Origin of the sequence: Streptomyces sp. NPDC051563, assembly GCF_044454225.1 — a bacterium.
Classification (GTDB): domain Bacteria; phylum Actinomycetota; class Actinomycetes; order Streptomycetales; family Streptomycetaceae; genus Streptomyces.
Genome location: NZ_JBITDL010000008.1, coordinates 45,652 through 69,174, shown reverse-complemented (window position 1 = coordinate 69,174; position 23,523 = coordinate 45,652). Strand labels below are relative to the sequence as shown.

Here is a 23,523-nt window from a genome sequence, read left to right as displayed (position 1 = left end):
CGCGCCACCTCACGAAGGCTCGGCTTGCCGAACACCTCCGGGTGTCACCCGACAGGCCCCCCACAGGATCGTTCCTCCTGCCGGGACCGCAGCCGAAGGCACCGGGCGGGGTGTCCGCCGGGCATCAGGCTGTCGGGATCCTCGCCTCGCGGGGTAGGAGGGTGAACAGACCGTCTTTCACCTTCACGTGCTTTCACCTTCACGTGCGCGTGGTGCCCCCGCACCCGTGCCGACCGCCTGCCCCTGCCTGAGGTCCATGAGTGAACCGGAGAAGACCGATGACCTTGCCCCCGCACCTCGTCTACGCCCGCGAACCCCTGCCGGCCACCGGGCCCACCGTCTTCCTCGCCGGCCCCACGCCGCGTTCCGACAGCCCCGCGCCCTCCTGGCGGCCCGACGCCATCGGCGAGCTCGCCGCCCAATGGACCGGACAGCAGCAACTGACCGTCCTCACACCGGAATCCAGGGGTCGCTTCCGGGCCGCTCACTACGATGATCAGGTCGGCTGGGAGACCGAAGCGCGCCGGCGCGCGGACGCGATCCTCTTCTGGATCCCCCGGGATCTCGCGTCCCTGCCCGGCTTCACCACCAACGTCGAGTTCGGCCTCGACGTCACCACGGGCAGGGCGGTCCTCGGCTGCCCACCCGATTGCCCCAACCCCGAGCGCAACCGCTACCTGATCTACGTCGCCCGCCTCCACGGCGTGCCGGTGTCGGAGACCCTGTACGACACGGTGGCCGCCGCGCTCACCGTGGTCACGGCCGGCCCCCGGTAGGCGGCCACGAGGACCCGGCGGGCCGGCGCCGGCCCGGGCTCTGCGCCGGGCCGGCCGTTCGGTCAGGCTCCGAGTGCGCGGTGCAGTCCGAGCCGGTCGGTGCCCAGTTTCGTGAAGACCGCGGACAACAGCTCCGACACCGCTTGGGCGTTGCTCCGCATCGCCGCGGCGATGGCCCTGTTGTCCATCCCCGCCGCAGCGTGGCGGGCGGCCTCGAGCTCGGCCACGGTCAGGGTGTCCTGCTCGGAGGCGTGCAGACGCCGAGGCCGCAGGCCGGCCGAGGCCAGCTGGGTCCTGGCCCTGCTGACGAGCCCGTCCGCGCCGCAATCGGCGGCCAACTCCATTCCCCGGTAAGTCTGCTGGGCCGCCATGTGCGGGTCGCCGATGGCGTGCAGGGCCATGCCGTGGTCGATGAGCGCGTGCGCGAGTTCGCAGGCGGCCGGAGACTGTTCGAGGTGCTCCACCGCCTCCTGCAGCAGGCCCGCCGCCTGGGACGGGTCCGTGGCCGCGGCCGCGACGCGCAGGGCGTGTCCGATCACGCTGGACGTCCCGAACGCGCGGGCCCGTGCGACCGCTTCGGCCGCCGTGGCCCGTGCCTGCTCGGGCGCGTGCGTTGCCTGCGCGAGCGCCAGGTCCAACTGCCAGGGGCTCCACGAGGGATTGCGCGTTCCGCGCAGGTCCAGGCGCCGGCCGGCCGCGGTGAGATGGTGCTCCGCCTCCTCGATCCGGCCCTGGGCCAGGAGCAGTTTGCCCCACACGGCCTGCGGATCGGGATAGACCACGGCCTGGGGGAATCCGTCCGCCAGCTTGTACGCCTTGGCGATGCGCTGGGCCTCGGCGGTGTTCCCCCGGGCGAGCAGGGTCTCGATGAGGGTGCCGATCGCGTACCACTGCGCCGGGATGCCGGTGCCGACGCGGTCGGCGATCTGCAGGCCGTTGCGTACGAAGTCCTCGGCCTCGGCGAGCTGCCCGCGCCGGTAGCGGACGTAGCCGAGCAGGGTGTAGACGAACGACAGGTGGGCGCCGCGCCAGCCCTTCCCCTCGAACTCGAGGATCGCGGTGTTGAAGAGGTCCTCGGCCCGGCCGGGCTGGTCGCAGTACATGAGCGTGACCGCAAGGACGGCGGGCACCTCGAAGCCGAAGTCCTGGTCGGTCCAGCTCATGCCCCCGTCGAGCGCCTGCTCCGCGTACTCCAGTGCGGTGGAGGCGGGCTCGCCGCGCATCGCCGCGTCCCAGGCCCGCAGGCCGAGGATGTGCCGCTCGGGCAGCCCCCGTCCGGTGAGCCGCTTGGCGAACTGGGCGAGGAGCCGGGAGCGGGCGGGCGAGTTCTCCTCGTCGAAGCGGACGGAGTTCCATTTGAACTGCTCGGCCTGCATGCGCAGCCGTGTACGGGAGCTCGTGGCACGCCGGGCCTCGTCCGCGAGGAGCCCCGCCGCCAGACCCAGCTGGCCCGTGTGGCCGAGCGCCTGGGCGAGCCGGTACGTGATGGCCTCGCGCAGGGCCTGGTCGGTCTTGGGCTCCTCCAATGCGGCCCTGAGCTGGTTGATCGTCGTCGCGGGATCGTGCAGGAGGTTGGCGGATCCGAGTTCGAACAGGACCTCGGCGCGGTCCTCGACCTCCGGGGGCTCGCGCAGGGCACGTGCCAGGTAGCGGCGCGCGGCATCGGGAGCGCCCGCGGAGAAGCTCTCGCGCGCGGCCTGGCGCAGTTGCTGTACGACCCACGGGTCGCCCTCGGGGTGCATCTCCAGCAGGTGGCGGGCGGCGGCCGCGGAACCCTGCCCGTCGTCGATCACGGCCTGGGCGGCCATCCCGTGCATGGCCACGCGTACACCCGGCGGGATCGAGCGGTACACGGCGGTGGCGATGAGCGGGTGGAAGAACTCCACGACCTCCTTGCGCCGTACGCCCGCGAGGACGGTCAGGATGCGTGCGGACCGCAGTTTGTCGATGGCCTCGGCGGCCTGCGCCTCTCCGAGGGCGGCCACACCGCCGACGATGCCGACGGGGACCGCCGTGCCGAGCACGGCGGCGGCCCACGCGAGCCGGACGGTGGACGGGCCGAGCTGTTCGAGCCGGTCGATCAGGCCGCTGCCCTTGACCGCGGAGGCCAGGTCGCGCAGTTGGGGGATGTTGCCCTGGTACGGCTTCAGCCCCCGGTCGCGGCCCTTCATGACGAGCTCGACCACTTCGAAGGGATTTCCGGCGGTGATCGCCCAGCATTCGCGGCAGAACACGTCGTCCGCGTTCTCACCGAGGGCGTCGCGCACGATGCGCGCGACGGCGCTCGTGGTCAGGGGAGCCAGCTCGTGCGGGCGCATCCCCTGGCGTCCCATGAGGGCGCGCAGCGCGCCGGCGTCGGCGGGGATCTCGTCGGGCCGGCAGGCCACCATGATCAGCATGGCCAGTTCCTCGGCGCGGGCCGCGAAGGAGGTGAGCCAGCTGAGGGACTCCGCGTCCGCCCAGTGCGCGTCGTCGACGATCAGGACGACGGGGGCGTTGCGTACCGCTAAATGCGTGACCACCCAGTCGAGTCCGTCGCGCACGCCCTGCGGGTCGGGCCCCGTCGGACCCTTCGGGGCGGCGGTCAGTCCGAGCGCGGGGGCGATGATGCCGTACCAGTTGCCGAGCGCGTCGCGCCGTTCGTCCTCGCTCATCGCGGCGAGGGCCGGCTGGATGAGCTGGCGCATCACGTGGAACGGAACCTGCCGCTCCTGCTCGCCGCCGCGTGCGAAGAGTACGGTGCAGGAGCGGTCGGCGGCATGGCGGCGGGCCTCGTTCAGCAAAGTGGTCTTGCCTATGCCCGCCGATCCGGCGAAGGTCAGGACGCCCCCGCTGCGGTTGGCCGAGTTTCCCGGGATGCCGCAGAGCACGTCCACCGCGCGTTGGATCGCGAGGACTTCCGCCTCCCGCTCCAGCAGGGGCTGAGCGTTCCAGCTTCTCGGTTCCGTGACCTGCGTCATCCCTTTGCCCCCTCCAGCACGTGCGGCAGAGTGTACGGGCCGGATGAGGTGTTGATGCGGTTTCAGCACACTATTGCGGGATCTCGTCACTCGTATGAGAAGAGTGGTGTACCTTCCGCGCCACAGGAATCATCGGCAGTTCGCTGGGCTGCGGGATCCCTGCGGGAAGTTCGCGCACGATGCTGCCCGGGGCGGGCTTCAGGTGCCATCGCGAGGCGACGGTCGCCACCGCGGTCACGATCTCCGCCACGGCGAAGGAATCGCCGATGCACTTGTGCTGGCCGGCCCCGAACGGGACATAACTGTGCGTACGGGCCCGCTCCTTCGCCCCCTTCTGCCAGCGGTCCGGGTCGAAGACGCCGGGGTCGGGAAAGAGCGCGGGGTCCCGGTGCAACGCGTAAGGGCTGTAGGCCAGTTCCGCGCCGGCCGGGATCGATATTCCGCCCAGGGTGAGGGGGGCCAGGGCCCTGCGGGTGAAGAGCAGGGGGGAATGCAGGCGCAGGGCCTCCTGGAAGACGTCGTGCGTGTAGGTGAGCGCGGGTATGTCTTCGGGACGCACGGGCCGGGACCCCACCACCGCGTCGACCTCGGCGTGGACGCGCGCCTCCACCTCGGGGTGCCGGCCGAGCTCGTGGAAGATCCAGGACAGGGTGGTCGCAGAGGTTTCGGTGCCGGCGAGCATGATGGCGATGACCTCGTCCCGCACCTGCTCTGCAGCCATCGTCGAGCCCGTCTCGGAGTCCACGCCCGCCAGCAGCATGGAGAGCAGGTCGTGGCGGTCGCCCCGCTCGGCCGGCTCCTCGGCGCGGTACTGCTCGATCACCTCGTCGATGATCCGGCGCAGCCGGGCGGCCGCGCCGTCGAACCGCCTGTTGTACGGAATCGGAAGCCGGTCGAGGGACTTGGGCATGACCGCCCGCACGAGCATGCCCTCCAGGACGATGGGCAGCGAGCGGTGCACCTCGTCGACGGCGGGACGGCTCAGGTCCCCCGAGAAGATCATCTCGGCGACCGAGGACATCGCGTACCCGCGCGCCTCCGTGACCACGGAGATCTCACGACCGGCGGTCCACGACGCGGACATCGCCTCCGCCTGCCGGCACATCACCTCGGCGTACTCGGCGATGTGGTTGCGGTGGAAGGCGGGTTGCATCATCCGGCGCTGCTTGCGGTGGAAGTCGCCGTCGGTGGTCACGATCCCGTTGCCGAACACCGGGCGGAGCCTGTCGAAGATCCTCCCCCGGCCGAACTCGTGGGCCTGCTGGACCAGTACGGAGTGGACGTGCTCCGGGCTGGTGAGCACGTGGACGGGCCAGGTGCCGATGTCGAGCCGTACGATGTCGCCGTGTTCCCGGAGCGACTCCAGGAACGCGATGGGCCTGCGCCACAGTTGCAGCGCGTGCCCCAGGAGCGGTAACCGCCCTGGGGCGACCGGAGCATGGACCTCGGGACCGGAATGCGTTTCAGTTGCCATGAACTGACTTTCCGTCACGCCGCGGAGACAAGATCCGGGCGGGTGTACGCAGACTCCTGTCCGGCCGCGAACCGTTCGTCGCTGTACCGCGTGCACTCGTAACGCTGCCACAGATCGGCGCCGATCATCCAGTCCTCGTAACTGCGCACGCAGCGGGTGACCGCGTCGACGAGCGACGGTTCCGTGCCGGGGAGCGCGTGGACGGCCTGAATCAGTCGTTTCTGCTCGGTCAGGTATTGCTCGATGCGCTCCTGGATGCGCCCCTCGACCGCCTGGACGGCGTCGGGGAGTGAGCACTTATCCCAGAAGGAGATGAGGGAGACGAGGTTGTTGGTGTCCCCGCAGGCGTGCTCCTTCGGCAGGGAGAACACGTCGTTGCCCCATGAGATGACGTCGAGCACGCTCGCGGTGAGGGCCTGGAACTCGGGGAGATCGTGGACGTGCTGCGGGAGGTCGATCCCGAGGCCGGCCTCCACCATGTCCATCATCGGAAGGATCTGGGAACTGTGGCGGCGCATGAGGACGTACTCCTGGACCCCCGGGCCCCTCGCGGCGGCGCGGTTGCCCGCCTCCTGGTCCAAGGAGTGCAGCATGAGGGGGACATGGGTGCGGTACCGGGCCGCGGTCCCCGCGGACATGCCGGCCAGGATCCGGTCGCACAGGTCGACGAATCCCGTCACCAGCGGATTTCGGCCCGCCGCCGACTTCTCGAGGCACCCCGTCCGCAGATAGCCGGTGATCGCATCGGTGACGGGCCGCCAGGCCGCGACCTCTCCGGTCCTGATGAGGTGGTCGTGCTGGTCGTCCAGGACGAACGACCAGGCCATCCACTCGGCGAGCAGGAGGACCCGCTCGTAGGGGACGTCACCGCTCACCCGGCCGGCGAGGTGACCCACGCCGATGCCCGAGAACTGCTCGGCCGCGGCGGTCACGAGCTCGTGTTGCAGGACCCACGAGGTCGCCTCGGCGTTCGCACGGGCGGCACCGGGATGCTTGGAGTTTCCGAACGGGAGGTGGAAATCGGGGACGGAAAAGGAACTGAGCTGGGCCATTGATCCCCCACGGAAGAATCGGATTCGTCAATACCCGCTCATTACACGACCACGCCGTACACCCGCGACACACCCGCGACCCAAACGCCCCTCCACTGCGAAATCGCCACGGCCACACCAGGTGACGGGCGGAATGAACCGGTCACTCAGTGGCCTGATCCGGCCTACCTGCCGACCACATCAGGCCACCTGTGAACTTATTTATCCTCAAGACGCAGCACGCTGTCAACGTGGAGAGAGTGAACTCGGGTCATCCATCCCGGAATTGCCGATATCGTATTCCTTTGAATGTGCGACTGGCATAGTCGATTGCCTTCGGGGACACCGGGGCCGGGGGTGCCGCAGAGAAGGCGGCCGAGGTCGGCCGGGTGGCCGAAGAGCGCCGTCGGAGCGCGGGCCCCTGTCTACACTGCGCAGGGCAACGGCCGCTGGGGGAAGGGCGGAAGCATGACCGAGCATCATCCGCCGGACCCTGGAGTGCCCGGAGGGCCTGGAGGGCAGGCGGATCCCGGTGGGTCGGGAGCCGGCCGGGAGGCAGACGCCCTCGGATCCCATCTGGAGCTCTTGCGCGCACGGTTGGGCGGGGAGCGGTTCGAGACGCTCGTCCGAGCCGTCCAGACCACGTGCACGCTCCTGGCCGAGGAACAGCAGGTCCTCCTGGGAGGGCCGCAGGACGACGGGCTCACCCCCGACCTCCGGGGAGAGTACCTCTCCCTCATGGCCGTGATGATCACTGGACACCTCGACCACCACCTGGTCGAGTTCGCGACCCTCGACGGCGGCAAGGGCTGGGCGGTCGTGGAGAACGCCCGCACCCGCAACCGGCGCCCCGGCGCACCCCCGGCACGGGATCCGGAACGGACCGGTCCTCAGCGCCCGGCCGCAGGGTGCGGGCAGCCCTGAACTGCCGGGCGGTCCCTCGTGCGGACGGCGGGAAGCCACGCCGTGGGGGGTGTGGAGCCGGACGGGAGGCGGACGTGGAACCAGCGGGTGGACTGCAGGTCCGCCTCGTCGATGACGGCCCGGCCGTCGGGCAACTGGCAGTCGACCTCGAGGACGTCGCCGTGCCACACCCGGGACGGTACGACGTTGTCCGCGGTGTACGGGCCCATCGGGTCGATCGCCATGCCCAGACTGCACTGCGGGTCCCGCTCGGCCCGCTCCTGGCAGCCCTTCTCCGCATTGAACACCCGGATCGTGCCGCCCGCCTCACCCCCCGGGCCGGCCGCCGCGGAGGAGCCCGCCCGTGCCGCGTCCGACCACAGGGTCGCACCGGCGATCCCGCAGAACGCGGTGGTGAGGATCGCGGCGCGGGCCCGGCCCCACAGCCGTCCCGGGCTCCTCCTGCGCGCCGACCGTTCGGCGGTGATGCGGGCGAGCAGGCTCGCGGCGGTGTGCGGGGCACGCGCCGCGTGGGTCGGGGCCAGGCAGTCGGCGGCGAGCTCGCGCCAGAACGGTGGCACGGCCTGGTCCATGCGCAGCGGCGCGCGCCCTTCGCCATACTCCTGGACGGCGGCGCCGCGCGCCATGGGCGTGGCGCCGGAGAAGGGGGAGGCGCCGGAGCCGAACACCTCGTGGATGATGATGCCCAGGGCCCAGATGTCCGCACTCGGCCGGACCTTCACGCCCAGATCCCCGAGGCGTGCCCGCCATCGCTCGGGCGGAAGGTAGTCCAAGGTGCCCATGGGGGGCGCGTACCCGTGCGTTCCCGTCACCTGGGTGGCGAGGCCGAAGTCAGAGAGCTTCACGCTGCGGCTGTCGTCCAGCAGGACGTTCTCCGGCTTGAGGTCGCCGTGGACCCAGCCCGACCCGTGGAGGTGGGCGAGCCCCTCGCAGATCCCTGCGATCAGGCCGGGTCGGTCGGCCTCGGCCACCCCGGCGTCGAGGAGTTCCCGCAGGCTGCCCGCGGCCCGCTCCATGACGAGCACGATCGCGCCGTCCAGGGCGGGGCGGTCCGGTGCCTCGAGGACGAAGGAGTCCAGGAGGCGGATCAGCCGGGCGTGCCCGGCCCTGCGTCCCAGTTCGACCTCCCGGCAGGCGGACTCCACGATCCTGCGCGTCTGGCGCGGGGCGTACCCGGCGGTCGGCATGATTTTCAGCGCGATGTCGGCGCGTGCCGCGGAGGGGTGCGCGGGGGCCCGGCCGGTCCGGTCCGGGTACCTGTCGGCGGGCTGCGCGGCGTAGACCGTGGACCAGCCTCCGGCCCCGATCAGGTCGGTGATCGTCCAGCCCCGCACCCGGTGGCCGGGCGGGAGCAGGTCCGTACCGTCGCATTCCGTGATGTCGCGCAGGGTGTGGGGCGTCGTCATCGCGCGGTCTGCCGCTCCCGCCCGCCCGCCCCCGTCAGGGGTGGCAGCAGCGTCAGGTGCTCTTCGCGTACGAGCCCGAACCGCAGCGCGAGCCCGACGATCTCCTCGCGCTTGCCGTTGCGGCGGTCGCCCTTGCCGGCTTCTCGCGGGTCCGATGCTCCGATGCGCAGCTTCTCCTCGGCGAGGTAGTCGATGTGCGAGCTGACCGCCCGCGCGGTCAGGGTGGCGCAGGCGACGTGGCCCCTGAGCCGTTCGACGATCTGGGGCGTGGTGGGGACCGCGACGCGGGACTGGTCGCGCAGGCGCGGTTCGCAGAGCGCGAGGAGGACGAGGAAGTAGGTGGCCGTCTCGTCCAGCGAGTAGGCGGTCACCGTGAGGCGGCCCCACGGGGCGCCCATGGCCTCCGGGTCGAGGTAGACGTGATCCGGAGCGAACACCTGGAAGGAGACGGGGACGTCGCTGCGGGTGGGCAGCACGACGCGCGAGAACTCGAACGGGACGGGTGCCCCGACCCGGCGGGGCGGCACCCTCAGGTACTCCCCCGCGCCCTCCGGGTTCTCCACGAGGTAGCTGTGGGTGGTGCTGTGGTTCGTCAACTGCCAGTGGTCGTCGGTCACGTGGATCTCCCCGGCGAGCCGTGAGATCGCCGCGTCGGCGAGGCGGAGCTCCACGGGGACCTTCGCGGATCCGCGTCCGAAGCGGGCGACTTCACCCGGTCCGAGGCGTAATGTCACCGCTTCGCCGTACGGTTCGCCGCCGTCGGCGCCACTGCATCCCTGCGGCAGATGGACGACTACCCCGCTCACCGCTCCCCCCGTTCCACGCGTCGTACCGGACCGACGAGTGGAACAATACTCATCTCTCAAGCGAGTTCATCGGCGCAGTTCAGCCACTTCGGCAGGGACGGCCCGCCGGGTCGGACAGCCCGCAGAAGCAGCCCCGGGAGACGCACCGAGCCCCGTGCCGCGAGGCTCGGCGGCCCTCTCCTCACGGACGGCTCCCCGTGTGTCCCCGGTCACTCCGGCCCTCGTGCGGCGACGGCGGTTTGGGGTCGTTTTCGACTCTCTGGCGAGCGGTTCGGGGGAAGTTGGCGTCCCGCGGCGAGCGAGCGCGGCCTGCGGCCACCGCGGTCGGGCGTGCGGGATCGGCCCTTGCGCCCCTGGTCGCGGACATCGCGTACGGGACCTGCCGAGGTGGGGAAGGTCACCGCGCCCGGGGAGCCACGGCCTCGCGGAACCGCCCTTTCGCCCCCTTCACGTGGCGCGATCCGCACTCCGGGTTCAGAATGCGGGACGGCCCGGGACGAGGGGCGCGACCGTCCGGTCGCCGAAGGCCGTCCACGGCCGCCACCCGCCGCTCGGCCGGTCCTGGACCCGGGTGCGGATCCTGCCTTCGCCGGTGACGGCAAAAACGTGCGTGCGCCCGGTGCGATCGGAGGCGACGGCGGGCGTGGCGGCGAGCCTGGCATCGGGCTCCCCGAACTCCCGCCCGGAATCCCAGCTTCCACCGGGGACGGTCTGCCAGCGGTGGCCGAGCCGTGCGCCACCGGGCGTCAGCGAGTACGCCTCGAGGCGGCCGTCGGCGTTGACCGCGAACGCCGGGGCGGCGGCGCTCCAGCCGAACATCGGCAGCCATTCGTCCCAGCCTCCGCTCGGAACGGACTGCCGCCGGCTGAAGGTTCCCACGCCCGACGGTCCGATCGCGGCGACGGTGAGCCGGCCGCTGCCGTCCCGGGCCACGCACGACACGGCGCCGGACGCGGTGCCGAAGCGCTGCCACGCGGGGGTCCAGGCGCCACCCGGGGTCACCTGCCATCGGTGGACGATGCCGTTGCCGCCGGGAGCGAGGGCGAAGACCTCGAGCCGGCCGTCGGCATTGGCCGCGACCACCGGTGGCGCGCCCGCGGCGCCGCCGAAGCCCGCCTCCCACGGGTCCCAGGCCCGGGACCCCGGTGCCGCTTGCCGCCGCCGGGCGACGGACGCGCCTCCGGGGCTCAGGGCGAACACCTCCAGGCGGCCCGCGGCGTCGCGGGCGACGGCGGGAGCGGCGCCGGCCGGCCCGCCGAACTCCTCCCAGTCGTACCAGCCGCCGTCCGGCCGCTGGGCCCGGTGGTGGAGGTTGGCTCCCTCCGGGGCGAGCGAGAACACCTCGAGCGCGCCGCCGGTGTTGCGCCCGAGCGTGGGCACCGCCCCGGCCGGCCCGCCGAACGTCTCCCACGGCGACCAGGTGTCGGTGTCCGGGTCGAGCTGGACGCGCCGGAGCATCGAGTGGTCGGAGTCGTCGAGCGCGAACACCGTGAGGCGGCCGGCGGCGTCGAGTCCGGCCACCGGGTTGTCCGGGCTCTGCCACGGCGGTGGTGTGTCCCGCCATCGGAGGGGCGCCACGTGCAGCCCCTGGCGGAACCAGCCCGCGGCGCAGGCGTACCAGGCCTCCCCGTCGGCGATCACCTCCACGGCGTGGCCGGCCACGTGGCCGGCGTACCCCGCGAGGTCGAAGTGGAAGGGATCCCGGGACACCAGTACGTCCGTACCCTCGTAGCCGCCCCTCGGGCCGATGAACAGGTAGTACCAGCCGTCCCGTTCGACGACGTACGGCGACTCGGTGACCGAGACGGTCGCGTCCGTGGTCGCGTCGGCGAATGCGACGCCCGGCTCGCTCCAGTGCAGCAGGTCGGCGGAGCGCCTGTGGGCCACGATGTGCCGGCCGCCCGGGCCGGAGAGTTCCGTGTAGTACATGACCCACTCGCCGCCGGCCCGCAGCACCATCGGGTCGCGGGCCGCGATCCCGCGGAACAGCGGGCCGGACGGCTCGCGCGTCCAGGTGAACAGATCGTCCGACGTGGCGAGGCTGATCGCGGCGCCGCCGGCGCCGCCGCCCGCGTAGAACATCCAGAACCTGCCGCCGGCCTCGATGACGTGCGGCGCCCACAGGTGCTCCTCGCCGTGGTAGCCCGTGTCGACGGTCAGCGCGTCGGCATGGGGGGTCCAGGGGCCGTACGGGGCGGGCGCCGAGGCGTGAGCGAAGGAGATCTCCGCGGCACTGTCCGGTGCCTCGCCGGGCGCCGCGCTGTTCCCGACGATGCCGAACAGGTGCCACCGGCCGTTCGCCCGGATCAGGCTGTGGTCGTTGAGGTAGCGGCGCCGGCCCGGCGTGGAGGGGTCGTAGACGTGAGTGAAGGAACCGGCGCCCACCCACTGGGACGCCGCGCCCGGGACGGAGGTCGCTGCTGCGGCACGGCCCGAGAGCGGGAGCACGAGGGCTCCCGCTCCGACCGCGCGCAGCAGGTGGCGCCTGCTGAACGGCTGCACGAGAAGGCTCCAGAGGAACGTCTGAACGTGTGAACGTCTGCTGTCAGTTGATCGCCGGTCCGGCGGTGTCCTTGAGCCAGCCCCACTGGGACCAGTCGGAGAAGCCGGTCTGCCAGCGGTGGTAGACCCCGGTGGGATTGGTCCCGAAGACCTCGATCCGACCGTCGGCGTTGGCCACGGCAGTGATCTCCGTACCACCACCCCCGAAGGACTCCCACGCGTGGTACGGGCTGTTCACCCCCGTCTGCCACATGTGCTGGGCATCACTGCCGTTGAGGGCGAACACTTCCACCCGCCCGTCCACGGCGCGCTGACTCGTCAGCTGCGCGTTCGCGAGACCACCGGTCTCCTCCCAGCCCGACCAACTGGCGGGACCGGTCTGGTACCGATGGAAGACACCGACGGGCCCCGAGGCGAACACCTCAAGCCGACCGTCAAGATTGTGATCGACCGTCAGGTCATGACCGCCGAGGCCGAAGTCCTCCCAGGAAGACCAACCACCGTTCACGGCCATCTGATACAGATGCCGGAAGACCTCATTGTTCAGGGCGAACACCTCAAGCCGGCCGTCTGCCGCCTTCGCCAGCTCGATACGACTCGCCCCCGGACCACTGCCGGTCCCCTCCCAGCCCGACCACCCACCGTTGGCGGCCGTCTGGTACCGGTGGAACACGTTCTCCGGACCGGAAGCGAAGACCTCGAGCCGCCCATCACCATTGGACCCCACCGCGATGTCACGGCCGCCCTCACCGAAGTTCTCCCAGCCCGACCAACCACCCGAGGGTTGGTTCTGGTAACGGTGCTGCAGAATCTGGCCGTTGATCGCGAACACCTCGAGCCGGCCGTCCGCATTCGGGCCGATCGCCAGCTCCGCACCCTTCGGCCCGGCAATGAACTCCCACGCAGACCAAGCACCGTTGATGCTCTCCTGCCACGCATGATGCACACCATCGGCCGCCGCCGCGAACACCTCGAGACGCCCGTCCACCGACCGGGCCGACACCACACGACCCGACTCCGCCGGATACACCAACGGCGCCGGACCGGGCCCGGGGTGGCCAAGACGGTCCACGGCAGCGCGCGCCGTGTCCATGTGCCGCAGGTGGTGGTTCTGGTTGTAGGTGGACCAAGGGTTCCAGTCCGTGCCCCCGGACGATATCCGGAAGGTCTCGTTCGCATTGCACTGCGCGTCGTAGGCACAGGCGTCGCCGACTTCGGCGTGCCAGTAGTCGTTGATCTGCCAGAGACCGCGGTCGGTGGACGGGGGCGTGTTGTTCGTGACGTTGTACGCCCGCGGATTGCAGCTGGACTCCGCCAGAGCGACGGCGACGGCGGTCACCAGGCTCTCGCCCCGGAAGCCCGCCTGGTACCCGACCTCCGCGCACAGGTCGCTCCCGGCGGCGGCGGAGGCCAGCTGCGGGGCGCCGGCCATGATTCCCGCCGCCACGCACAGGGAGGCGAACGCGGACAGAATGACGCGGTGGGGCGCTCTTCGAGCGCGCGGTATGGCCCTCATCTGCCTTCTCCTCAGTTGATTGCCGGTCCGGCGGTGTCCTTGAGCCAGCCCCACTGGGACCAGGTGGAATGGTCGGTCTGCCAGCGGTGGTAGACCCCGGTGGGATTGGTCCCGAAGACCTCGATCCGGCCGTCGGCGTTGGCCACGGCAGTGATCTCCGTACCGCCACCCCCGAAGGACTCCCACTGGTGGTAGGGGGCGTTCACCCCGGTCTGCCACATGTGCTGGGCCTCGCCGGCGTTGAGGGCGAACACCTCCACCCGTCCGTCCACCGTGCGCTGACTGGTCAGCTGCGCGTTCGCGAGACCGCCGGTCTCCTCCCAGCCCGACCAACTGGCGGGGCCGGTCTGGTAGCGGTGGAAGACGCCGACGGGCCCCGAGGCGAACACCTCGATGCGGCCGTCGAGATTGTGGTCGACCGTCAGGTCATGACCGCCGATGCCGAAGTCCTCCCAGGAGGACCAACCGCCGTTCACGGACTCCTGGTAGAGGTGCCGGAAGACCTCGTCGTTCAGGGCGAACACCTCAAGGCGACCGTCCGCCGCCTTCGCCAGCTCGATACGGCTCGCCCCCGGACCACTGCCGGTCCCTTCCCAGCCCGACCAGCCACCGTTGGCGGCCGTCTGGTAGCGATGGAACACGTTCTCCGGACCGGAGGCGAAGACCTCGAGCCGACCATCACCATTGGCACCCACGGCGATGTCACGGCCGCCCTCACCGAAGTTCTCCCAGCCCGACCAACCAGCCGACGGCTGACTTTGGTAACGGTGCTGGAGAATCTGGCCGTTGATAGCGAACACCTCGAGCCGACCATCGGCATTCGGGCCGATCGCCAGCTCCGCACCCTTCGGGCCCGCGATGAACTCCCACGCGGACCAAGCACCGTTGACGTTCTCCTGCCACGCATGGTGCACACCGTCGGCCGCCGCCGCGAACACCTCGAGACGCCCGTCCACTGACCGGGCCGAGACCACACGGCCCGACTCCGCCGGATACACCAACGGCCCGGGACCAGGATGACTGCCGGGTGTGCAGGACATGGCGATGCCGCGTTCCGCCAGGTAGGGAATCGGGTCGACGCGTACGGACGCGCCCGCGTTCCCCCAGACCCGAAGGTGGAGATGAGGGCCGGTGGACTGGCCTTCGCTGCCCATCAGCGCGATCTGCTGCCCGGCGCTCACACGGTCGCCCTCCTGGACATCCCGCTGGTACATGTGGCCGTACTCGGTGATGGTGCCGTCGGGGTGCAGGATGCGGATCCACTGCCCGTAGCCGGGTTCGTATCCCGAGATGGTGACCTCGCCGTCGCCGACCGCGTAGATCGGGGTGCCGCGGTCGTTGGCGATGTCGATGCCGTTGTGCTCCCAGCTGTAGTACTGGGTGATCTCGCCGGCGGCCGGGCAGGACGCGGTGAAACCGGCGGCCCGGGCCGGGACCGGGGAGGAAGCGCTCTGCGCTCCGGCTGGTGGGGCGGCGGCGAGCCCCGGTGCGAGGACCACGGCCAGCGCGAGAAGCAGCCCGAGCACCCGCCCGGGCCGCCGCTGCCCGGGCATTCTCCGGGAAAGCACGGACATCACGCGAGGTCCCCCCGTCACGCCTTGCGCAGGCGGTCGATGACGCCGTTGATGTCGTCCTGCAGCAGGTTCCGGCGAACCCAGTGGCCGCCCTCCACCTCGTGCTGCTCGTAGGGGATGCCCGCGCGGTCGAGGTTCCACTTGAACTCCCGCTGGGTGGCGAGCACCAGGGTCTCGTTCGCGTAACCCTGGATGTCCTGGGGGCTGGTGCCGGCGACCAGGAAGACCCGCTTGTTCCGGTAGCTCTCGATGCGCTCGCACGGGTTGTCCGCGCTGACCCGGGCCTGGTCCCAGAAGGGCACGCCATAGATGCTGCCGCCGTTCAGTTCCACGGCGGCGGAGGAGGCGTTGGCCCAGTGGGTCACCAGGTCACCGTTGCCCCCGCGCAGGTTGGCCGGGCCGGAGTGGGCGCTGACCGAGGCGAAGTGGCCGTAGTACTTGGCCGCGTACTTCAGGGCGCCGAAGCCGCCCATGGAGAACCCGGAGACGGCGCGGCCGTCGTACTCCGCGTAGGTGCGGAAGTTCGCGTCGATCCACGGGATCAGCTGCCCGATGTGGAAGTACTCCCAGTTCCGGGCGCCGATGTTGGAAGTCAGCGCGTTGGAGTACCAGCCGGCGCGCCCGCCGTCGGGCATCACGACGATGAGGTCCTTCCAGGCCGTCAGACCCCGGATGTCGTGGAACCGGTCGAAGGTGATGAAGTCCTCCAGGCCGCCGTGGAGCAGGTAGAGGACGGGATAGCGGCGCCCGCTGGTGTGGTAGCCGTCGGGGAGCAGCACGTTGACGGCCGGGGTCCAGCCGCCGATGGCGGAGGTCTGGAACCGGTAGTACCACATCCGGTGATCCTGCTCGTTGCGGTCCGTGATGTGCAGGTCGGGGCCGTCACCGACCGCCGAGGCCGCCGACGCCGACGCGAGGACGCCGCCGGCGCCCAGGGCCACCGCGGTGGCGAGGCCGCCTGCGGACTTGAGGATGCTCCTGCGGGTGGGGTCCTGCGTGGTCAAGGTGGCCTCCTGTGGGCGAGCTGGCTGGGGATCCGGCTGCCGTCCCAGCGGCACCGGCGGTTTGGAAGCTAGGGGATCCCCGCCCGGGAGGAGTACCCGGAACCTTACGGACTGACAGAACGGGCTCATGTCCTCTAGGGGGTGTCCGTGTGATGCCGCTGAACGGGCCTGACGGGCAAAGCATCGCGAGCCCTAGCGGGAGGGGCCGCGGGCGGCCATCCGGAAATCTCCGGATCCCCGGGCCATGTCCCTCTCGGTAGCTTTCAGCGCCATCAGCGATCAGCCATCACACGGTGACCCGGCACCACTTCGCGGGCACCGCCTAGTGTCTCGTACCGCTACCGACCAGGAGCCCGTTGTGAGCACACATCATCCCTCCCGCAGAGCGCTTCTCAGGACCGCCGGTGGGCTTTCGGCTGCGATATCCCTCGCCGGTGCCACCGTCCTCGCGACGGGATCCGGGGCCAGTGCCGCCGGAAACGGCATCGGCCTCCGCTCCGCCCGGCGCATCCAGTCGGACGTGGACGGCCCGATCACCCGCGACGAGATCCTTCTCCGCGCCCAGTACTGGGTGGATCTGAACGTCTACTACAACCAGGACGACTCCCACCCGGACCTGGACGGCAGGCACTACCGCACCGACTGCTCGGGCTTCGTCTCCATGGCACTGCACTTGTCCTGGTCCCCCAGTACGGTCACCCTGCCCGAGGTCCTGGACCCGATCGCCTGGGAGGATCTGGAGCCCGGTGACGCCGTCGGCACGCTCGGGCCGGGAACCGGCGGCGACGCGGGACATGTCGTGCTCTTCGCCGGCTGGGCCAACCACGAGCACACGCGCTTCTTCACCATGGAGGAGATGGGCGGGGCGGGGTCCGTCAGATACGAGAGGCCGATCAACTACACCACGAGCGGTGGCCGGTTCACCGCCAGGCCGTACCGCTACAAGAGGGTTGCCGAGGCTCCGTCCCAGCACGCCGTCAGCCCGGCCGAGACGGGCCGTGTGGTGTCGGCACGGTCGGCCGACGGGCGGCTGGAGACCTTCGCGGCCGGAGCTGACGGGGTGTACCACGCCTGGCAGACCGAGGCGAACGGCGGCTGGTCGGTCTGGCGGCCGCTCGGCGGTCCGCGAAACGCGCAGATGGCGATCGCGCCCAACGCCGACGGACGGCTGGAGCTGCTGGCGATCAACGGCGACGTGGCAGAGCACATCTATCAGAGCGGCCCCTCCGGGGGCTGGTCCGGTTGGCAGAATTTCGGCACGGGTGGTCGGTACATCGCCGCCGGAGCGAATGCCGACGGCCGTATCGAGGTCTTCGCTTCCGGCCCGAAGGGCGTGTACCACCGCTACCAGACCGCGCCGAACTCCGGCTGGTCGGGCTGGGAATCCACCGGTGGCGGCCCCGTCGACGCCCGTCTGGAAATGGAGAGGTCCCCCGAGGGCCGCCTTGAGGTCTTCGCTCTCAACGGCACCGTGTTCGAGCACCAGTACCAGCTGGCCCCCAACGGTGCTTGGTCCGCATGGGAGCATTTCGGAGGCGGCGGCCACGACCTGACGGTGGACCACAATGCCGACGGGCGCCTTGAGGTGTTCGCCTCCGGACCGGAGGCCGTCTTCCACCGCTACCAGGAAAGCCCGACCTCCTGGTCGGGCTGGGTAAGAACCGGCGGCCCGGGGAACTCGAAACTCACCAGCGAGCGCACCGCCGACGGTCGGGTGGAGGTCTTCGCGATCAGCGGTGAGATCGCCGTCCACGCCTGGCAGACCGGGATCAACGCCCCCTTCCACGACTGGGTCACCATCGGCACCGGCGGCACGGACATCACCGCCGCCACCAACGCCGACGGCCGCATCGAGGTCTTCGGGACCAGCCACGCGGGCGTCTACCACACCTGGCAGACCGGCTTCTCCGACTGGGCCCAGTGGGCGTGGCTCAACGGCCCCGGCCCCGCCATCAAGTGACAGGGGTGGGCGGCGGGTCCGGGGCATCGCCTCGAACTCCGGCCCGCTGTCACTCCGGATGCTTCCGGGTGCCCAGCCTCCTCGCCCGACTCCTAGTTTGTGGCCCAGCCAGTCCCACGGACACGAAGGAGACGACGGATCACATGCGCGTCACGACAACGTTTCTGCTCGGCGGGGCCCTTGCCCTCGCCTCCCTCACCCCGGCGACCGGGGCCCTGGCCGCCACTTCCGGCCCTGCCCGCCAGGCGGGGACGTACGACGCCGTCCAGTCGTTCCAGAACCAGGCCACGGGCCGGTGCATGGACGACACCAGCAACGGCTTCCGCACCTGGAGCTGCAACGGCTCGAATCCGCAGCAGTGGAGCGTGCGCGTCTGGGGCGACGGAACGCGCCAGTTGACGAACATCAACACCGGCCGCTGCATCGAGGACTCCAACAGCGGCTTCCGCACCGCGGTCTGCAACTCCAGCCCTGAGCAGAGCTGGTGGGTCCAGGCGTGGGGCGACGGCACGGTCCGCTTCCAGAACCAGAGCACCTCGCGCTGCATCGACGACAGCTCCCTGGGCTTCCGTACCTGGGCGTGCAACAACCTCCCGTACCAGAGCTGGTCCTGATCCCGATGGCGGCGCACGGCGAAGCCACTGCCCTTCCGGCAGTTCGGGCAGTTCCGGCAGTTCCGGCAGTTCCGGCAGACGATTCCCTCCACGAGGAGCAGGTTCGATGAAGTTGAAGCCGACCGCGTTACGGTTCTCCCTCGCCCTCGGTGTGGCCGCTGCGCTGCTGGCGGTGCCCACGGCCGCAGAGGCCCAGGCACAGAGCCAGGCGCAGACCCAGGCACGGACGCCGGCCCGGGCGGCCGCGGACCACTCCGCCACGCTCGCGGCCCTGAACGAGCTGAAGGCGGGCGGCGGTCCCGGGGCGGGCGTGTACGCGGGGACCCGCGACGCCTCGTGGAACCTCTCCACCGGCACGGGCACCGTCAACACCAACGATCCGATCGGCCCGGACGAGTACTACCGCGTCGGGAGCCAGTCGAAGACCTTCACCGCCATCGCCGTACTGAAGCTCACGGAGGCGAACGGGATCGGCCTCGACGACCCCATCGAGCAGCACCTGCCCGGTGTGGTCTCCGTCAACGGCTACGACGGGAACCGGATCACCATCCGACACCTCCTCCAGCACACCAGCGGCATACCGGTGAACGGCCTCCCGCTCGCACAGGCCCGCCCGGACGGCTCGTACACGCTCGCGGCCCTGGTGAAGGACGGGCTGCGGTTCGCCCCGGCCTCGCAGCCGGGCGCCGCCTTCCAGTACTCGAACACCAACTACGAGATCCTCGGCATGCTGATCGAGAAGATCACCGGCCTGCCCATCCACCAGGCCGTCACCCAGCAGGTGATCCAGCCGCTCGGCCTGGCCCACACCCGCTTCCCCGCCCCCACGGACCGCGCCGTGCCGAGCCCGGCGATCCACGGCTACCGGGGTACCCGGATCGGCTCCTTCTTCTTCTGGCTGGACGGGACGACGTTCGAACCGTCCACCTTCTACGCCTCCGGCGCTGTCATCTCCACGCTGCGGGACATGACCGCCCTCTACCAGGCGATCGTCGACGGCACGGCGATCTCGCCCGCGAACCTCGCCGAGATGGAGAAGACCTTCGAGCTCGGGCAGCCCGGCTCGGGGAACGGCTACGGCCTCGGGATGCTGAAGTTCGCCCTGCCCTGCGGCGGCACGGCCTGGGGACATGACGGAGCCGTCCCCGGCTACTACTCGCAGACGCTCGTGACCGAGGACGGGCGGCACGCCTCCGTCATGACCAACGCGCATCTCGCCACGAACATCCCGGGCGCGCAGATGTACAAGACCCTGACCAGCGCCCTGTGCGAGACGCCGTCCGGAGCCTGACCCTGCCCTGCCCCTGCCCCTGCCCCGCCACAAGACCAGCCTCACAGAACGGAGAACCACTGTGCGACCCCTGCTCACCGCCGCGGCCGGCTTCCGCGGCGCGATACGGGCCACCGCGCTGACCGCCGCCGCCGTGGCGACGGTCGCGGCGACCGCCCTGACCGGGTCCGCGGCCCACGCCGCCGGCGTCGCCGACGCCCCCACGATCCCGGCCTTCACCGACGGGCAGGGGCTGACCCAGGTCGCCGGAGCCACCGAGGTGCGCTCCGGGACCGACTTCACCCTCACCGTCACCACGCCGCAGCTCTCGGGCCGGCACAAGGTACGCGTCTTCCTGCCGAGCGGCTACTACGCCGAGCCGGGCAAGCGCTGGCCGGTGACGTACTTCCTGCACGGCGGCGGCGGCAACGTCAACGACGCCGCCGCGGCCCCGGCCCTGCGGGACGACCGGATGATCACCGTCGTACCGGACGGAGGCCTGAAGGGCTGGTACGCGAACTGGCACATGCAGAACACCGCCGAGGGCGCCGCCAACTGGGAGACCTTCCACCTCCTGCAGGTGGTCCCCTTCATCGACGCCAACCTGCGGACCCTGCCCGACCGCGGCCACCGCGCGGTCGTCGGCCTGTCCATGGGCGGCTTCGGTGCCCTGCACTACGCCCAGGCCCGCCCCGACCTGTTCGGGCGCGTCGCCTCCCTGTCCGGGGGCATCGACTTCGGCCTGTGGGAGGTCCGTGCCGCGGTGCTGGCCACGGAGCTCAACCTGACCGGCGCCTGGTGCGCCTCCACCACCTCGGGTACCGGCGACTGCACCGGCTACGGACCGGTCGTGGACAGCGACGCGATCTTCGGCTCGCCGTACGCGATCTTCAACGACCGGATCTGGAACGAGGTCAACCCCGCCTCCCTCGCCAATCTGGGCAAGCTCGCCGACACCGGGGTCACCCTCTACACCGGCAACCAGGGTCTGATCGACGGCAAGACGGCGGTCGCCTCCGCCAACGTCGCGAACCGCCTGGACCAGTTGGGCATCCCGAACCGCTTCGTCAACTACGGCAACGGCTCCGCCCTGTCCCCCGGCTGCAAGGGCGACCACACCTACGCCTGCTGGGCCCCGGCCCTGGCCGACTACATCCCCCGCCTCGCGAACGACTTCGCCCGGTAACTCTGCTGGTTCAGGACCTGAAGCGCGTCCGCGGAGGCCGGGTCGTTGGGAGTGTAGATCTCGACCCGGTGGTCGAGGCTGTCGGGCTGGAGCCACACCTGGTAGTCCACGTTCACCGCACCGACGGTCGGGTGCCGCAGGTTCATGGCCCCGACCGTGCAGTCGGAGACCTCACCGGCGGCCCACATCGTGGCGAAGTCCGGGCTGTGCATCACCAGTTCTCCTATGAGCCCGGCGAGCCGGGCATCGGTGGGGTACCGGCCCGCAGTGAGCCGCAGGTAGGCGACGTGGACACGGGCGAGCTCGGTCCAGTTGCGGTACATGCCGCGGGTGTGGGGATCGAGGAAGAACATCCGCGGGACCGACGGCCGCCGCTCCGGGGCCTGCGGAGCCTCGTAGGGGATGTGCTCGGCGACGAGCGCGTGTCCCGTGCGGTTCCAGGCGAGTACGTCTCCCCGCCGGCCGAGGACGACTGCGGGAGTGGCCTCGCCGAGCGACTCCAGGAGCGACAGGACGCGCCGGTGGGGCTCCTCGCGGGGCGGCTCGCACAGCCCGGGCTTCACGGACTGCCGGGCAAGATTGTGCAAGTGGAGGGTCTCCACCGGGTCGAGCAGGAGCACCCGGGCGAGCGCGTCGAGCACCTGCCCGGAGGCCGTATCGGCAAGTCCCTGCTCCAGGCGGGTGTAGTACCCCGCGCTCACGCCGGCGAGCTGGGCGAGCTCCTCGCGCCTGAGACCCGGGACCCGGCGGGAGGTGCCGTAGGTCCGCAGACCGATCGCGGCCGGAGTGACCCGGTCACGGCGGCTCTTCAGGAACGTTCCGAGGCTCTCCACGGCCCAAGACTAGGACGTCGGCGGCCTGCGTGGGTGTACCTGCCAGGTGTACCCACGGCACGGGGATGGCTGGCGGCCTCGGCGTGCCCGACCGTCGGTGACATGACTGCACAGCATGCTCACGACGCACCCGGCCTGCGGGCCTGGCTCGGGCTCGCGACGGTCCTCGGCCCGGTCCTCCTGGTCTCCATGGACGGATCGATCCTGTTCCTGGCGATGCCGAGGATCAGCCAGGCCCTTTCGCCCACCGCCGACCAGGCACTGTGGACGCTGGACGTCTACGGCTTCGCTGTCGGCTCCCTGTTGGTCGCCTTCGGCAGCATCGGTGACCGCTACGGCCGGCTCAAGCTCCTGATGACCGGCGCCACCGTGTTCGGGCTCGGATCCGCCGGGGCCGCGTTCGCACCGACCCCGGAACTCCTGATCGGCTGCCGGGCCCTCATGGGGGTGGCCGGCGCGACCCTGCTGCCCTCGGCACTGGCCGTGCTGAGCGAGCTCTTCCCCGACCCCCGGCGCCGGGCCCGGGCCATCGGCATCTTCGCCGCCGCCTTCGCGGCCGGGTTCGCCATCGGCCCGATCGTCGGCGGCACCCTCCTGGGGCAGTTCTGGTGGGGCTCGGTGTTCCTCGTCAACCTCCCCGTCATCCTCGTGTTCCTGGTGTTCGCGCCCGTCCTGCTCCGCGAGGTCCGGGAGGGCGGTGGGAAGCGGATCGACGCGCTCAGCGTCGTGACCTCCGCCGGAGGCCTGCTGCTCACGATCTACGGGATCAAGCACCTGGCCGCGGACGGCATGTCGGCACCGGCGATCGCGGCGATGCTCCTCGGCAGCATGGTGCTCGCGTTCTTCGGCCTGCGCCAGAAGTGCCTCGCGCACCCCCTGATCGACTTCTCCCTCTTCCGCGACCGCGTCTTCACCCTCGCGATCATCACGGGGCTGCTGCCCCTGGCCGCGTGGTCGGCGACGGCGTTCCTGTCCGGCATCTACCTCCAGTCCGTACTGGACCTGCGCGTCCTGCACGCGGCACTTCTGGCGCTGCCGGGCGCGGCGGTCCTCACGATCGCCTGCATCGTCACGCCCGGCGTCGTCGAACGCATCGGCAAGCGGGCCGTGCTCGTCGCCTGCCACTTCTCCATCGGGGGCGGCCTGCTGCTGCTTCTTCCCACCACGGTCACGGGCGGGATCGGCTGGTACGTCGCTTCGACCGCGCTGGCCGGCGTCGGATACGGCATCTCCTTCAGCGTCGTCGCCGACACCGCGGTCGGGGCGGTCCCCGCCGAGCGGGCGGGTTCGGCCGGCGCGATCGCCGAGACCAGCAACGAGATCGGCAACGCGCTCGGCATCGCGCTCCTCGGCTCGCTCGCCGCGCTGCTCTTCCGCCTTCAGGGCCCGGATCTCGCCCCCACCCTCGACGAAACCCTCCGGCTCCCGTCCCTCGTACCGGCGGCGGCCCTGGACGCGAAGACCGCCTTCGTCACCGGACTGCACGCCGTCGTGGTGGTGGCCGCGCTGATGCACGCCGCACTCGGAGCCGGCGCCCTGCGCTGGCTCCCCAAGCCGCCCTTCCGCGGCGTGCCCGCGACGGCCGTCCCGGCGACCCTCGATGCGCCCGATATCGCCCGCTACATACCGAACGTCCCCGGAGTGACGGGGCGTGACCCCCGTCACTTCCAGTGACGAATGGGACATG

At 70.9% G+C, this 23,523-nt stretch carries 17 protein-coding genes; 7 read left to right on the top strand and 10 right to left on the bottom strand.

All coding sequences use genetic code 11. From position 1 onward, the window contains the following. The first annotated feature begins 278 nt into the window (after positions 1-278). Positions 279-776: a nucleoside 2-deoxyribosyltransferase domain-containing protein gene (locus ACIA8F_RS11820; RefSeq protein WP_399378140.1), complete on the top strand. Its 498-nt coding sequence runs from the start codon at positions 279-281 to the stop codon at positions 774-776. 62 nt (positions 777-838) lie between these two features. Here the strand turns inward: ACIA8F_RS11820 and ACIA8F_RS11815 are convergent, their stop codons facing one another. The 3 genes from ACIA8F_RS11815 to ACIA8F_RS11805 form a co-directional block, all read right to left on the bottom strand. Next, positions 839-3,736 carry an ATP-binding protein gene (locus tag ACIA8F_RS11815; RefSeq protein WP_399378139.1) on the bottom strand — a complete coding sequence of 966 codons (2,898 nt, stop codon included), beginning with the start codon at positions 3,734-3,736 and terminating at the stop codon, positions 839-841. A 70-nt stretch (positions 3,737-3,806) separates the two neighbouring features. Next, positions 3,807-5,210, bottom strand: coding sequence for a cytochrome P450 (locus ACIA8F_RS11810; RefSeq protein ID WP_399378138.1), 1,404 nt, complete (start codon positions 5,208-5,210; stop codon positions 3,807-3,809). Positions 5,211-5,224: 14 nt separating this feature from the next. Continuing rightward, entirely contained in the window at positions 5,225-6,262 is a 1,038-nt protein-coding gene (locus ACIA8F_RS11805) for a lyase (protein ID WP_399378137.1), read from the bottom strand. 564 nt (positions 6,263-6,826) lie between these two features. Between ACIA8F_RS11805 and ACIA8F_RS11800 the strand changes: the two genes are divergently transcribed. Beyond that, positions 6,827-7,165, top strand: coding sequence for a hypothetical protein (locus tag ACIA8F_RS11800; RefSeq protein ID WP_399378136.1), 339 nt, complete (start codon positions 6,827-6,829; stop codon positions 7,163-7,165). On the opposite strand, the gene ACIA8F_RS11795 is transcribed toward ACIA8F_RS11800, so the two are convergent. From ACIA8F_RS11795 to ACIA8F_RS11770, 6 genes are all read right to left on the bottom strand, one after another. Further along, a complete protein-coding gene (locus ACIA8F_RS11795; protein ID WP_399378135.1) occupies positions 7,132-8,571 on the bottom strand; it encodes a serine/threonine-protein kinase in 1,440 nt (479 codons plus the stop codon). The two genes, ACIA8F_RS11800 and ACIA8F_RS11795, sit on opposite strands and share 34 nt — an antisense overlap. After that, positions 8,568-9,377 carry a serine/threonine protein kinase gene (locus ACIA8F_RS11790; RefSeq protein WP_399378134.1) on the bottom strand — a complete coding sequence of 270 codons (810 nt, stop codon included), beginning with the start codon at positions 9,375-9,377 and terminating at the stop codon, positions 8,568-8,570. Before ACIA8F_RS11790 ends, ACIA8F_RS11795 begins: the two co-directional genes overlap by 4 nt. Positions 9,378-9,851: 474 nt before the next feature. Beyond that, positions 9,852-11,879 (bottom strand): family 43 glycosylhydrolase, encoded by a 2,028-nt coding sequence (locus ACIA8F_RS11785; protein WP_399378133.1) that lies wholly within the window; start codon positions 11,877-11,879, stop codon positions 9,852-9,854. 43 nt (positions 11,880-11,922) lie between these two features. Beyond that, positions 11,923-13,395, bottom strand: coding sequence for a hypothetical protein (locus tag ACIA8F_RS11780; RefSeq protein ID WP_399378132.1), 1,473 nt, complete (start codon positions 13,393-13,395; stop codon positions 11,923-11,925). Positions 13,396-13,406: 11 nt separating this feature from the next. Next, entirely contained in the window at positions 13,407-14,948 is a 1,542-nt protein-coding gene (locus ACIA8F_RS11775; RefSeq protein WP_399378287.1) for a peptidoglycan DD-metalloendopeptidase family protein, read from the bottom strand. Between the two features lie 38 nt (positions 14,949-14,986). Next, on the bottom strand, positions 14,987-15,973 hold the full coding sequence (locus ACIA8F_RS11770; RefSeq protein WP_399378130.1) for an alpha/beta hydrolase: 987 nt from the start codon (positions 15,971-15,973) through the stop codon (positions 14,987-14,989). Between the two features lie 358 nt (positions 15,974-16,331). Between ACIA8F_RS11770 and ACIA8F_RS11765 the strand changes: the two genes are divergently transcribed. The 4 genes from ACIA8F_RS11765 to ACIA8F_RS11750 all read left to right on the top strand — a co-directional run bounded on the left by ACIA8F_RS11765 (position 16,332) and on the right by ACIA8F_RS11750 (position 21,003). Beyond that, positions 16,332-17,933, top strand: coding sequence for a hypothetical protein (locus ACIA8F_RS11765; RefSeq protein ID WP_399378129.1), 1,602 nt, complete (start codon positions 16,332-16,334; stop codon positions 17,931-17,933). A gap of 143 nt (positions 17,934-18,076) precedes the next feature. Continuing rightward, on the top strand, positions 18,077-18,547 hold the full coding sequence (locus ACIA8F_RS11760) for an RICIN domain-containing protein (RefSeq protein WP_399378128.1): 471 nt from the start codon (positions 18,077-18,079) through the stop codon (positions 18,545-18,547). A gap of 106 nt (positions 18,548-18,653) precedes the next feature. After that, the gene (locus tag ACIA8F_RS11755; protein ID WP_399378127.1) at positions 18,654-19,838 is read left to right on the top strand and encodes a serine hydrolase domain-containing protein; all 1,185 of its coding nucleotides are present in this window, start codon (positions 18,654-18,656) and stop codon (positions 19,836-19,838) included. Between the two features lie 61 nt (positions 19,839-19,899). Then, positions 19,900-21,003, top strand: a complete 1,104-nt coding sequence (locus ACIA8F_RS11750) for an alpha/beta hydrolase (protein ID WP_399378126.1) — start codon at positions 19,900-19,902, stop codon at positions 21,001-21,003. Here the strand turns inward: ACIA8F_RS11750 and ACIA8F_RS11745 are convergent. After that, on the bottom strand, positions 20,967-21,836 hold the full coding sequence (locus tag ACIA8F_RS11745; protein WP_399378125.1) for a helix-turn-helix transcriptional regulator: 870 nt from the start codon (positions 21,834-21,836) through the stop codon (positions 20,967-20,969). The genes ACIA8F_RS11750 and ACIA8F_RS11745 overlap by 37 nt on opposite strands. Before the next feature lie 102 nt (positions 21,837-21,938). Between ACIA8F_RS11745 and ACIA8F_RS11740 the strand changes: the two genes are divergently transcribed. Next, on the top strand, positions 21,939-23,510 hold the full coding sequence (locus tag ACIA8F_RS11740; protein ID WP_399378124.1) for an MFS transporter: 1,572 nt from the start codon (positions 21,939-21,941) through the stop codon (positions 23,508-23,510). Positions 23,511-23,523 lie beyond the last annotated feature (13 nt).